The organism is Collinsella sp. AM29-10AC, assembly GCF_003469085.1.
Taxonomy (GTDB): Bacteria; Actinomycetota; Coriobacteriia; order Coriobacteriales; family Coriobacteriaceae; genus Collinsella.
Window position 1 is genome coordinate 1 of record NZ_QSKB01000041.1, and the last position, 13,168, is coordinate 13,168.

General features: G+C 61.8%; 11 protein-coding genes. 9 read left to right on the forward strand and 2 right to left on the reverse strand.

Translation table 11 applies throughout. The features are described from left to right. Positions 1-737 precede the first annotated feature (737 nt). The 6 genes from DW754_RS10380 to DW754_RS10405 all read left to right on the forward strand — a co-directional run bounded on the left by DW754_RS10380 (position 738) and on the right by DW754_RS10405 (position 7,073). On the forward strand, positions 738-1,133 hold the full coding sequence (locus DW754_RS10380) for a helix-turn-helix domain-containing protein (protein ID WP_117759800.1): 396 nt from the start codon (positions 738-740) through the stop codon (positions 1,131-1,133). A gap of 283 nt (positions 1,134-1,416) precedes the next feature. Next, positions 1,417-4,299, forward strand: a complete 2,883-nt coding sequence (locus tag DW754_RS10385) for a proton-conducting transporter membrane subunit (protein ID WP_117759798.1) — start codon at positions 1,417-1,419, stop codon at positions 4,297-4,299. A gap of 12 nt (positions 4,300-4,311) precedes the next feature. Then, positions 4,312-4,929, forward strand: coding sequence for an NADH-quinone oxidoreductase subunit B family protein (locus DW754_RS10390; protein ID WP_117583682.1), 618 nt, complete (start codon positions 4,312-4,314; stop codon positions 4,927-4,929). Continuing rightward, positions 4,929-5,630 (forward strand): NADH-quinone oxidoreductase subunit C, encoded by a 702-nt coding sequence (locus DW754_RS10395; protein ID WP_117759796.1) that lies wholly within the window; start codon positions 4,929-4,931, stop codon positions 5,628-5,630. The genes DW754_RS10390 and DW754_RS10395 overlap by 1 nt, the downstream gene beginning before the upstream one ends. Positions 5,631-5,635: 5 nt before the next feature. Then, positions 5,636-6,724 carry a nickel-dependent hydrogenase large subunit gene (locus DW754_RS10400; RefSeq protein WP_117759794.1) on the forward strand — a complete coding sequence of 363 codons (1,089 nt, stop codon included), beginning with the start codon at positions 5,636-5,638 and terminating at the stop codon, positions 6,722-6,724. Positions 6,725-6,731: 7 nt separating this feature from the next. After that, on the forward strand, positions 6,732-7,073 hold the full coding sequence (locus tag DW754_RS10405) for a 4Fe-4S dicluster domain-containing protein (protein WP_117759792.1): 342 nt from the start codon (positions 6,732-6,734) through the stop codon (positions 7,071-7,073). A gap of 590 nt (positions 7,074-7,663) precedes the next feature. On the opposite strand, the gene DW754_RS10410 is transcribed toward DW754_RS10405, so the two are convergent. Then, positions 7,664-8,293: a response regulator transcription factor gene (locus DW754_RS10410; RefSeq protein ID WP_117759790.1), complete on the reverse strand. Its 630-nt coding sequence runs from the start codon at positions 8,291-8,293 to the stop codon at positions 7,664-7,666. Further along, positions 8,290-9,435 (reverse strand): sensor histidine kinase, encoded by a 1,146-nt coding sequence (locus DW754_RS10415; protein WP_147338936.1) that lies wholly within the window; start codon positions 9,433-9,435, stop codon positions 8,290-8,292. Before DW754_RS10415 ends, DW754_RS10410 begins: the two co-directional genes overlap by 4 nt. A 196-nt stretch (positions 9,436-9,631) precedes the next feature. Between DW754_RS10415 and DW754_RS10420 the strand changes: the two genes are divergently transcribed. The 3 genes from DW754_RS10420 to DW754_RS10430 are packed head-to-tail and all read left to right on the forward strand — an operon-like array spanning position 9,632 to position 12,959. Further along, complete coding sequence (locus DW754_RS10420; RefSeq protein WP_117759802.1) at positions 9,632-10,570, forward strand: ABC transporter ATP-binding protein; 939 nt, start codon at positions 9,632-9,634, stop codon at positions 10,568-10,570. A gap of 9 nt (positions 10,571-10,579) precedes the next feature. After that, positions 10,580-11,767, forward strand: a complete 1,188-nt coding sequence (locus DW754_RS10425; RefSeq protein ID WP_117759786.1) for an ABC transporter permease — start codon at positions 10,580-10,582, stop codon at positions 11,765-11,767. Then, positions 11,754-12,959: an ABC transporter permease gene (locus DW754_RS10430; RefSeq protein WP_117759784.1), complete on the forward strand. Its 1,206-nt coding sequence runs from the start codon at positions 11,754-11,756 to the stop codon at positions 12,957-12,959. The genes DW754_RS10425 and DW754_RS10430 overlap by 14 nt, the downstream gene beginning before the upstream one ends. Positions 12,960-13,168: the final 209 nt, after the last annotated feature.

Genomic DNA, 13,168 nt, shown 5'->3' on the forward strand with positions numbered 1-13,168 from the left:
GCCCGTGGGTTATACCCTAAGAGCAAACCACCCTTTTTAAGGGTGGTTCTGATCTGCGCGATCCCAGTCTTGGACTCCGCTGGACAGTTAGTTCAGATACGTATAATTCCAGACCGCAGTAGGCGCATCCGGCGCTCGTTTTGGGGAAGAAAGGGGCTCAAAACTAGGGTTCGGTAGCCATCTGGGCTCGATTTGCGTGCAATGAGTCGCCAAAGAACCCTCTCCGGGGACCATAGCGCAGCTTTATCAGCATAGAAAAATACGTATCTGAACTAACTGTCCAGCCGTCGCTGGAGAAAGGCGTTTTAGCTTTTCCGACTTCCCATCATCTTTCCAACTTTCCACTTAACTTAACACCTAAGGTGGAAAGCTGGAAAGAAAGCTGGAAAGTTAGGTGGAAAGCTGGAAAGCTGGGTAGAAAGCTGGAAAGTTAAGAAGAAAGCTGGAAAGTAAGCGGAAGACTGACATGCTAGCTCAGAGGCTGAGGGGTTAATAATTATGAAAACCATACCAAGCGAAACAAAAAGATATCAATCTGGCTGGTAAAACACCATCAATGAGCTGCGGGCTAACTAGCTGCGTAAATTAAACGTAAAGAAATGTCGCAAATTAATAGCAAATGCCCAGATGACGCCGTTGCTATTTTCAATTAACTGCTACGCGCGAACAGCAAAATGCTACTATCTAACATGCACGTAAGAAGGCAGATTAACGGTTAAGGCTAAGAAGTGGCAGGTATGTCGGAAGCAACTAGGACTCGCACGCATGCGCCCGAGGTTAGGCAGCGCGCCGTCGAGATCCTCCAAGAGGGGGTCGGTCATCGCGCCCTCGCCGCGGAGCTTGGCATTCCCCAGGCCACGGCTCGTCAGTGGGCCCGCGCGTACGCCGTGGGCGGTGCCGACGCCGTTCTCAATGCCGGTTCGCATCATCACACCTATTCGTACGACGTAAAGCTCGCTGTGGTTAAGGACCGTCTGGAAAACGGCTTGACGGTTCGCGAGGCCATGATCAAGCACAAGATTCCCAGCGAGTCTTCGGTCAAGGCTTGGTGCCGTCAGTACCGCGAGAGCGGTGAGTCCGCACTGGTCGATAAGCCGCGCGGTCGCAAGCCGCGCGTTAAAAAGATGGAATAGCAAACGGGATGGTGCGCCCACGAGGCGCATTTTTCTTGCCGCGCCAACTTTTCGGACCGCCGCGAGCCTATTGGGACATCCTCCAAAGTGGCCAGTAAGCCGCACGCGGTGGCCCGCGCGCCCGTCGCTGTGGTAAGGAAACGTCGCCCTCTGCTCCAAAGCGGACGTGCCCTTACCCCGTACGCCTAAAACTCCCCAGTTGACCGAAAACCCGCCGCTGCTACTCCTTAATTGAGCTATAACGTTAAACAGTTGCAGCGTTTTGGCATGGGGGAGTGATGGTATGACGCTACTGTATTTCCTTACCCTGTTTCCGCTGGTACCGGCGCTGGGCATGCTGCTTGCGCGCGGTGACCGAGCCCGTGACGCGGTAGGGCTTGTAGGCTCTGGCATCATTATGGCGGTGACAGTTGTAGTCGCCGTCATGTTTTTTGGCACGGGCCCGCAGAGCTTTGAGGTTGCTCCCGGCACCTCGCACGTGCTCTCCATCATCAGCTCCGCCATCGATGTCATCCTGTGTGCCGTCATCCTGTACAACGCGTACAAATATAGGAACGCGCTCACCACGGTGCTCGGCATAGTCCAGCTGGTGGGCTCGCTCGTCTTTGCAGCCATGACGCTGCCCGCGGCCGAAGCCGTCACGGCGACGCCGCTCTACCTAGACTACATGAGTGTGATCATGGTCCTTGCCGTCGGCATCGTCGGTAGCCTTATCTGCGTGTATGCCCTGGGCTACATGAAGGACTTCCAGGCCCACGACGAGCACGAGGCCGCGCTGCGCGGGCAGACCGCACCCGACCGACGCCCGCAGTTCCTGGCGCTCATGTTCCTGTTCCTCTCGGCCATGTTCGTCATCGTGACGAGCGACAACCTGGAGTGGCTGTTCTGCGGTTGGGAAATCACCACCGTGTGCTCGTTCCTTATGATTGGCTACACGCGCACGCCCGAGGCCATCAAAAACGCCTTCACTCAGATCATCCTCAACATGCTGGGCGGCATCGCGTTTTTGGCGGGCCTTATGTTCTTGCACCTTAGCGGCATGCCGCTGACCATCTCGGGCATGATCGAGCTTGCCGGCGCCGGTACCGCGCAGTCCGCGCTGCTGGTGATGCCGGTCGTTCTGCTGTCGCTCGCCGCACTCACCAAGGCCGCGCAGATGCCGTTCCATACCTGGTTGCTCGGTGCTATGGTTGCCCCCACTCCTACGAGCGCCCTACTGCACTCGTCCACCATGGTCAAGGCCGGCGTGTTCCTGATGGTCAAGCTGAGCCCGCTCTATGCCATCTATCCCGTGACCGGCTTCATGGTCACGAGTGTGGGTGCCATCACGTTTTTGCTCGCCGCCCTCATGGCCATCTCGCAGAGCAACGCCAAGCGCGTGCTCGCGTACTCCACCATCTCCAACTTGGGCCTTATCAGCGCCTGCTTGGGTGTCGGCGCGCCCGAGGCCGTATGGGCCGCCATCTTCCTAATCCTGTTCCACACCGTGGCCAAGTCGCTGCTATTCCTGTGCGTGGGCACCGCCGAGCATCATATCGGCAGCCGCAATATTGAGGACATGGACGGTATGTTTAGCCGCATGCCGCACCTGACGCGCCTGATGATGCTGGGCATCATGGGCATGTTTGTGGCGCCGTTTGGCATGCTCGTGTCCAAGTGGGGCGCCCTGGTGGCGTTCGCACAGACCGGCAACGTGCTCATGATCATGGTGCTTGCCTTTGGCTCGGCCGCGACGTTCTTCTTCTGGGGCAAGTGGCTTGCCAAGCTTTCGGGCGTCGACCCCACGGCTCAAAACGTTGAAGTCAATGTCCATAAGACCGAATGGATGGCGCTCAACACCATCGCCGCGCTGCTGATTCTGTGCTGCGTGGCGTTCCCGGTTATCTCGAGCGGTCTGGTGTCGCCTTACCTGGCCATGGTGTTTGGCCGCGTGCCGTACGTTATTGGCAAGGACTCCATGTATCTGATGGTGGTTATCGTGGCGTTTATCGCCGTGGTGCTGCTGACTTCATTCCGCGTGAGCAACAAACCGCACGTAAACGTATATCTTTCGGGCGTGGGAACCGACAAATATCGCCATTTCCGCGGCTCGATGGGACGCGAGGTGAAGGCCGAAAAGCGCAATTGGTACTCGGAGGACGCCCTTGGCGAGAAGCGTATTGGCCCCGCGGGCAGCGTCGTGTGCTGCGGCATTATCTTGTTTGCGCTGCTGTGTTGCGCGTGGATTGGGCCCGAGCGGCTTGCCATGAGCGCGCCCTCGGTGCTGCGCGGCAAGTATTTTGAAGGTTCGGGCGTCGTGGGCATATTTATTGGCACCGTGGCGTTTGCCTTGCTGGCGCCTTTGGTTGGTGGCCTGATCGACGGCGTTGACCGCAAACTTTCGGCCCGCATGCAGGGCCGCGTGGGCCCGCGCCTGCTGCAGCCCTTCTACGATGTTGCCAAGCTGCTGCGCAAGGCCCCCGCCAGCGTAAACACCATGGACGATACCTATATGGCGTGCGCGCTCATCTTTACCGTGGTGGGCGGCGGTATCTTTGTGTCGGGTTCCAACACGCTGCTGTGCGCTTTTATGGTGACGCTCGCCGCGATCTTTGTGGTGTTGGCGTCCGCCTCGACGCAAAGCCCGTTTGCCCAGGTTGGCGCTGACCGCGAGCTGTTGCAGGTTATGAGTTACGAGCCCGCCGTTTTGCTGATGAGTGTGGGTCTGTACCTTGCCACCGATAGCTTCGATTCCATCGCCGTGACGGGGCAGTCGGTCCCCATCATCGTGTACAGCGCGCCCATTTTCCTCGCGCTGCTCGCGGTGCTTACCATCAAGCTGCGCAAGTCGCCGTTCGATCTTTCGTACTCGCATCACGCGCATCAGGAGATTGTCCAGGGCGTCGCCACCGAGATGAGCGGCGGCACGCTGGCCAAGATGACCCTTATGCACTGGTGCGAGACCGTGCTGTTTTTGATGTGGGTGGGCATGTTCTTTGTTTGGGACAACCCCGTGAGCTGGCTGGTCGCCCTGATCGTCATGGCCGCGACGTACTTTGTCGAGGTCCTGATCGACAACACCTTTGCCCGCAGCACCTGGCGCAGCTGCTTTAAGCTCGGCTGGGGCGTGGCGCTGGTGTTTGGCCTGCTCAACCTTATGCCCATTCTCGTCGACGTGTTTATTTAGGAGGCGGCATCCATGGATCATAAAATGTCGCGCTCGCCGTGGGTTATTCATTACGACGGCTCGAGCTGCAACGGATGCGATATCGAGGTGCTGGCCTCGCTCACGCCGCTGTTCGATGCGGAGCGCTTTGGCGTGGTCAATACCGGCAACCCCAAGCATGCGGACATCTTTTTGGTGACGGGCTCGGTCAACGCTCAGAACTTGCCTGTCGTGCGCCAGATTTACAACCAGATGCTCGAGCCCAAGTGCGTGGTGGCCTGCGGCATCTGCGCGTGCTCGGGCGGCGTGTTCCGCGATGCCTACAACGTGATCGGCGGCGTGGACCGCGCGATTCCCGTGGACGTGTACGCGCCCGGATGCGCCATTCGCCCCGAGACCGTGATCGATGCCATCGTGGAGGCGTGCGGCATCCTGGACCAGAAGGAGTCCGTGATGCGCGCCGGCGGCGATCCGCTTACCGTGGGCGGTGCCGCTACCTGGGACGGTGGCGTTGAGCTGGGCGAGGACGGGTTTGTGGCTGCGGGGGCCGGGACTGACGGTGCCGGTGACGCGCCTGCCGGGAAGCCCGCCGCACCCGCTGCTGGCGACGCACCTGCTGAGACGCCCGTCGCTGCAAAGGAGGCCGAGTAATGCAAAAGGCTATCTATACCACCGTTGGGCTCGACGAGCTTCTGTCGCATGTCCAGGCGCTCAAGGGCGCCGGTGCCCGCTTTGTGCAGATGCACGCCGAGCGCTGTGTGGACGACGGATCGTATCGCCTGGTCTATACGTTTATCAACGTTCGTGCTGCTCAGGAGCATATTGCGCAGGACGGCAGCTATGCGATCGAGAACCTGGTGGTTGAGGGAATTGATCGGTACCAGGAGATTCCGTCCATCAGCTCGTACTATCCGGCGGTATTCCCGTTTGAAAACGAAGCGCACGACCTATTCGGTCTTGCCATCACCGATATGCAGATCGACTTTAAGGGCTTTTTCTACCAGGTCTCGACCGCTGAACCCATGAGCGTTATCACGCCCGAGGTGAAGGCCGCGCGCGAGAAGGCCATGAAGGTCCGCGCGGCCGCCGAGGCCAAGGCGCGCAAGGCCGCGGCCGAAAAGGCCGCCGCTGCTGCGGCTGCTGCAGGGGAGGGTGCTGCGAGCGCTGCTGCCGCCCAGCCCGCAGCGGCTGCCGGCTCCGATGCTCAGCATGACGAGGCTGCCGCCAAGGCCGCGCTCAAGGCTGCCGAGATGGAGGCAAAGCTCGCCGCCATGGATCCCGAGAAAGCGGCCAAGGTCCGCGCGGCGCTTGCCGCCAAGGCCGTCCGCGACAAGCAGAAAAAGGAGGCGTAAGGTCCATGGCTCATCGCTCCGTAATTCCGTTTGGCCCGCAGCACCCGGTGCTGCCCGAGCCGCTTCATCTGGACCTGGTAATCGAGGACGACCGCGTCATCGAGGCAATTCCGCAGATCGGCTTTGTGCACCGCGGACTCGAGAAGCTCACCGAAAAGCGCGACATGCATCAGTTTGGCTACATCGCCGAGCGCATCTGCGGCATTTGCGCCGTGGGCCACAGCTGCGGCTATGCCAGCGCCTGCGAACGCATGCTTGACATCGAGGTGCCCGGCCGCGTGCAGTATATCCGCACCATTCTGCACGAGCTCTCGCGTATTCACTCGCATTTGCTGTGGCTGGGCCTGCTCGCCGATGCCTTTGGCTTTGAGGCGCTGTTCTATCGTTCGTGGACGCTGCGCGAGCAGATTCTCAAGATCTTTGAGAGCACGTGCGGCGGTCGCGTGATCCTGTCGATTAACGAGATCGGCGGCCTTAAGCACGATATCGAGGATTCCGAGCTGGCGGGCATTGTCCAGACGCTCGATGCCATGCGTCCCGACTACGAGGCCCTGGTACATACGTTTTTGGACGATGACAGCTGTGGTGAGCGCCTACATGGCGTGGGCGTGATCAGCAAGAAGGACGCGCTGGAGCTTTCGATGGTCGGCCCGTTCGGTCGCGCTTCGGGCGTGGATTACGACGTGCGCATGTTTGGCGACGGTGCCTATGCGGACTTGGCTGCGTTTGAGCCCATCGTGGCGACCGACGGCGACTGCTATGCCCGCTGCCAGGTGCGTTGTGCCGAGGTCACGCAGGCTATGGACATCATCAAGGAGCTTGTGGGCAAGATTCCGCACGACGGCATTGGCGGGCGCACCAAGCTTACGCCGGCCGACGGCGCGCGCGGCGAGGTTGTGATTGAGCAGCCGCGTGGCGAGGCGTACTACTATGTGCGTGGCAACGGCACCAAGAACCTGGACCGTTTTCGCGTGCGAACGCCGACGTCGCAAAACCTGGCGGGTCTGACGCATGCGCTGCAGGGCGTGCTCCTTGCCAACGTGCCAATGATTATCCTGACCATCGACCCCTGCATTAGCTGCACGGAAAGGTAGGCGCGGCATGAGTTTGCTGACATTTGCCAAGACGGCCTTGGGCTCTATGGTCAAGCAGCCGGTCACGGTGTGCTATCCGCAGGAGGAGCTGACGGCGCCCGAGCGCTTGCGCGGGCACATCGTCAACGACATGGACGTGTGCATCTGCTGCGGCATGTGCGCGCGTCGCTGCCCGGCGGGCGCGCTCGCGGTCGATCGCAAGGGCGGTACCTGGTCGATTGACCCGTACGCCTGCGTGGTGTGCGGCGAGTGCATCGAAAGCTGCCCCAAGCACTGCCTGACTATGGACACCGCGCGCACTCCAGTCGCGGCGGATAAGACTCCCACGGTAGAAACCAAGCCGGAGTAGCGCTGGAATGGGGCTGGTATAGCGCTGGAATAGGGGCCGGCGGGGCAAAAATGCCCCCCCGGCCCCGCGCGTGAACGCGCGGGTGGGCCGCCACGCGACCCGTCCAGCCCGAAAATGACCCGCCTGCCACGAAATGGGCCCATCTACTACGTTTAAGCCGCTACCCTCAACCATGGCGAAAAATGCAAAAGCAAAACTGCAGGTAGAACGTCTGCGATTTTGCATGAAAAGCGGGTATGGTCGGGGGCATCGAGTCAAACGTAGTAGATGGACCGATTTCGTGGCGGGCGCTGTCAGCCGATCTCCGCGGGCGGAAGAAAACGGATCATTTTTGTCCCGCGAGGCCTGGGATGGTATCCGTGCGGGACTATCCGAACAAAACTATGTCGGTTTACTACGACGAATTCGACATTCCCGACCATGACTGCATTTTTCTAAATAATGCAAGCGTTCTACCTGCGGTTTTGTAAGCGCGCAATTTGCCGTGGTCGAAGGCGGGCGATTCATCGTAGTAATCCGGCATAGTTTTGAAATGGCATTAAATCGGTTACAGCCATTTTGCTGTGCCGGGGCGGTTGACCGTTGGGTAATTACCCTCGCAGGTAGGCGATGGCGATCTGCGTGCGGTTGCGCAGGCCCATCTTTGCAAGGATCGAGCTGATGTGGTTGCGCACCGTGCCTTCGCCCATATAGGCGGTGGCGGCGATTTCCTTGTTATCGAGACCGCGGGCGATGAGCTCGGCGACTTCGAACTCGCGGTCGGTCAGGCTGGCAAAGGCTGCGGGCCGGCGGGGCGTGCCCGTCTTGTCGCCCATCCCGTCAAAGTCAACATCTTCGATCGCCTTGCCCTCGAGCACACGTTTACCTTCCATGACCTGCGCCAACGCCGGCGGAATAGCGGCGACATCGGTCTTGATCAGGTAGCCGCGGGCGCCCAGTTTGAGTGCCGACACAATGTACTCGTCATCCGAAAACGTTGTCAGAAACACCACGCGTGCTGCAGGATCGCGCTCGAGGATCTCGCGCGCCGCCGATAGGCCGTCGCGCCCCGGCATCTGAATGTCGAGCAGCGCGATATCGGGTGCGAGTTCGGCGTAGAGTGCCACCGCGTCGTTGCCGTCGGCTCCGGTGCCCACCACCTCGATCTGCGGCTGGGCGCCCAGGATAATCTTGAGCGAATCGACCACTAGGCGGTCGTCGTCGACAACGATGAGCCTCATCGGCCATCATCTCCTTGCTGTTTGGGAACGGTGGCAAACACGCGCCAGCCGCCGGCGCCGGCACGCGGGCCGGCGGTGAAGGTGCCGCCAAGCGCCTCGATGCGCTCGCGCATAGAGGCAAGCCCCATGCCCTCCGCGGCGCCGTGGCCGCTTGCTTGAACCCCGCCCGCGCCATCGTCGGTAACGATGAGCTGGTAAAACGACGGATGCTCCATGCAACGTACAGTGACAGCATGGGCGCAAGCGTGGCGCATGGTGTTGGAGAGCGCCTCGCGCAGGACCGCCGCAAAGCAGTTCGCGACGTTTGCGGGCGCATGTTCGGTCATAACTTCAAGCTCAATCCGCGGACCGCCGTCCGAGCGCGCGCCTTCAACGATGCGTTCGAGCTGCACGGAAAGGTCGACGGCGTTGTCGTTGAGCGCGTGGACGCTGGCGCGCACGAGCTGGAGCGCCTCGTCAACGGTGTATTTGACGTCGGCGAAATCGGCGGCAACGCCGGGCTCGTTGGCATGGACCACGCGCAGGGCTTCGGTTTGAAGCGAAGCGCGCGTGAGCTGGTGGCCCACGTTATCGTGGATCTCGCGCGCGATGCGGGCGCGTTCGGCGAGCGTCGCGAGCTCGACTTCGTAGTCCTGGCGGTCGGCGAGGTCGCGGTTGCGTGCCTCGAGTGCCAGGGCGCGTTCTTGCAGCTTGTCGCGGGTGCGACGCATGCGTTCCTGTTCGCGCTCCAGCTGCGCGGTGCGCAGCGACAGCAACGTGGCGGCGACCGAAAGGATGGCGGTTAGCAACAGCGTTCGGGTGGTGAGCGCGCCGCAGCGAAGGTCCGTGGCAAGTGCGCAGGCAAACACGGAGCCAATTGCCAGCGCGGGCCAGATGCGTTCACGGCGCACGCGTCGCGCGATGTCATAGAGGGCGAGAGGTGCGAACGGCACAAACGGCGGCACGAAGACAGCCGCGATGACGTAGGCGTAGCTGCCGGCCTCGCTGGCGCGACGGGCGCGTTCTCCCTGCGCGACCTCGGCCAGCGCGGCGATGACAACGCCAAGGCAAAACGCCGCGACCAGGCGAGCATCCACAGCAAGGCCCGTGGCGGCTGCGATGCAGCACGCCAGCACGATCGATTTGTCGAATAGCCTGTTCATACGGGTATTGTACGCGATGCCGCGCACGGGGGAGGCGCCACTCAAAGCAACCGTGACATTCCTCCCACGCGGCGGGGCGGTCGCGTCAGCAGGCTACGCGACCGCCCCGCACTCGTGACAAAGCTCACTGGTGCGCGCCGTCAGCTCCTGCGATGATGCAATCGTACCGGGCCGCAAGCAACAGAAGGGCCGCCTCATGACAGACATCGTCCACGTCGAAAACCTCGTTAAGCGCTACGACGACCTTATTGCGCTCGACCACTTTAACCTGAGTATCGCCCCCGGCGAGATCTTTGGCCTGCTGGGCCCCAACGGCTCGGGCAAGACCACGTCCATCAACTGCATCCTGCAGCTGCTCGCCTACGACAAAGGCACCATCGAGCTGTTCGGCGAGCGCATGACGCCCGCCCGCTACGACCTCAAGCGCCGCATCGGTGTGGTGCCGCAGCAGGTGGCGGTGTTCGACGAGCTCACCGTGCGCGAGAACATCGACTATTTCTGCAGTCTCTACGTCAACGACCGCAAGCGCCGCCGCGCGCTGGTGGACGAGGCGATCGACTTTGTCGGCCTGGGCGACTTTACCAAGTTCCGCCCCGGTAAGCTCTCGGGCGGCCTGGCGCGCCGGCTCAACATTGCCTGCGGCATCGCGCACAAGCCCGAGCTCATCTTCTTCGACGAGCCCACGGTGGCGGTCGACCCCCAGAGCCGCAACGCCATCCTGGAGGGCATTTGCCGCCTGCGCGACGAGGGTGCCACGGTGGTGTATACCAGCCATTACATGGAGGAAATCGAGCAAATCTGCAGCCGCATCATGATCATGGACGGTGGGCGCGTGCTGGCGCAGGGCACTAACGACGAGCTCAAGCGCATGATTCAGATGGGCGAGAAGATTGTAATCGAGGTCGGCGAGGTTCCGAGTGCGGCGCTCGGTGCCGTCGCAAGCCTGCCGCACGTTCTGGACCTTTCGGCAACGGCGGGACAGCTCACGTTTTCGTGCGAAGCGAGCCCGCACAACCTGACGGACATTCTCGATGCGCTGCGCTCGCATGACGTGCCGCTCGGCCGCATCTATTCCGAACCGCCGACCCTCAACGACGTGTTCCTCGAGATCACCGGCCGCGAGCTGCGCGACTAGGGGGCGGCCATGTTCAACACCATCATCACCACGGTCAAGACGCTGCTGCGCCGGCCGAGCACGTGGGTCTGGGGCGCTCTCTTTCCTATCGCGCTTTCCACGATGTTCATGTTTATGTTTGCGAACCTCAGCTCCGACGGCACGGTCGACCCGGTGCCGGTTGCCGTCGTGGCGGACGAGGCCTGGGATGCCTCGACCTTTAAGGATGTGGCGGCTTCGCTTGCCAAGGCAGGCGACGACCAGCTGCTCGATGTGAGCGAGTACGAAGACTTGGCTGCCGCGAACCGTGCGCTCAAGGCCGGCGAAGTCGCGGGCGTCTACACGGTCGATGCCGCGGGCGCGCCCAAGCTTACGTTGCTTTCGAGCTACGATAGCTCGCGCGCCAGTACGGCGCTCACCGACCGCAGCATCCTGGAGACGGTGGCGAGCTCGTATACGCAAAATGCCGAGCTCATGCGCCAGATTGCCCAAGACAACCCGGCGGCGCTCGCCGACCCGGAGGCGGTTGCGCGCGCCCTGTCGCTCGAGGGCGGAACCCGCCGCGTGAGCCTGACGCGCACCACGCCCGACGGCACGACCATTTACTACTACGCGCTCTTTGGTCTGGTCGCGATGATGTCTGCCGAGTTTGCCGCTTTGAGCGTCGTCGATTTGCAGCCCAATCTGTCGGGCCTTGGTGCGCGCCGCTGCGTGGGCGGCCTTTCCAAGACAGCGTCGCTGGCCGGCATCTTTGTCGGCTCGTGGCTGGTCTCATTTGCCTCGATGGCGGTCGCGATTGGCTACGTGCGCCTAGTCGTTGGCGTCGACTTTGGCGGGCGCGAGGGGCTGTGTCTGGTGGGCGGTGCTGCATCCGCGCTTGCCGCCACGGGCCTGGGGCTCTTTGTGGGCACGCTTCCCGTTAAGGGCGGCAAGGCGTCCAAGTCCGGTATCCTCACGGGCTTCGCTACCACGTGCGCCCTGTTCGCCGGACTCTACGGCGAGCCGGCGATGGCGCTTGCCGACGATGTCGCCCGCGCCTGCCCGGCCGAGTGCTGGCTCAACCCCGTCAAGCTCATCTGCGACATGTTCAACCGCCTGTATTTCTTTGAGGATCTGGGGCCCTTCGCCGTCCGCGCCGGCGCGCTCGTCCTGATGACCCTGGTGTTTGTCGTCGCCGCTACGCTGATCTTTGGAAGGAGCCGCTATGAGCACCTTTAAGACCGCGCTTCGCATGGCGCTCGCGCACCCGTTATACCTGCTCATCTATACGGTGTTCATCTCGCTCATGGGCGTATTCATCGCGGCCTCGGTGAGCTGGAACTCGTCGCAGCTTACCGAGTACAAGCCCTACGACACCAATGTGATCGTGGTCGACCGCGACAATAGCGACCTTTCGCGGGCGCTTACCAAGCACCTAGGCTCACGCTTTGACCTGGTCACGGGCGTTGGTGACGACATGTACGACCTTGCGGATGCGCTCGCCAAGAGTAACAGCGCCAAGGGCAGCGCCGATTGCGTGTTCTTTATCCCGGAGGGGTTTGAGGACGATCTTGTTGCAGCCGCGCGTGCGGGGGAAGACCTGCCCAAGCTCGATGTGACGTACGGCTCCGGCACCATGGCGGCAGCGCTTTCGTCTGCCGAGGCCTCGCGGTGGGTCTCGCTCGCGGGTACTGCGGCGGCACTTGAGCCAGCTGCTTCCGACGGCGATGTCGCCAAGGCCGCCGAGCATGCTGCCGCAAAGCGTGCGGAGGTCCAGATCGAGCAGGTCAAGGTTGACTCGACTGCCGCCGCTACACTCGAGTCGTACTTCAACTTTGGCGCGTATGCGATCATCTCGTCGGTCATCGTGTCGGTGGGGCTGGTGTTCTCGGGCATGAACGAGCCCGAGCGCGTGCGCCGCATGGAGGCCGGTCCGCTCTCCGAGCGCCAGCGTTCGCTTGCCGTGTTCGCGGCCGCCGCCGTGCTCACTGTCTGTATCTGGTTTGTGTCGAGCATGATGGGCGTCGTGGGCTTTGCCGGCGCGGTCGCCGAGGTCGGCGTGGGCCGTGTGTGCCTGGCGCTGGCGGCAACGTTTGCCCTGGCGTGCACGCCGCTGGCCGTTGGCTTTGCCCTTTCGAGCCTGGGCGCGCGCGAAGAGCTGCTCAACGGTGTGGGCAACCTGCTTGGCTTGCTCATGACGTTTTTGGGCGGCGCCTGGATGCCGCTTTCGATGATGGGCTCGGCCGTGCAGACGGTGGCGCACTTTGTGCCGACGTTTTGGGTGAACGACGCGATCGGCAAGGCGCTTGCCTCTGATTTGACGTCTACCGTGCTGGGCGACATCGCCTGCGACCTGGGCGTCACCGTGCTCTTCGCCGCCGCCATCGCCGCCGTAGGCCTAGCCCTCGCGCACAACAAATCCCACGCCTAGCCACCTAGTCATTGGGGACGTTCTTAAACGACTGGTCGCTGGGGACAGTCTTTGCCGATTCGCCGGCTCGCCGGCCGGGCTGGCAAGGACTGTCCCAATATGTCGGCACTTGGGGACGTTCCTTTCCTGCCGGCACTCATTGGGGACAGACTTAAATTGAACTGCATCCCATTTCTTGGACTTTGAAATTAAGGTTCGAGAAAAGGGAG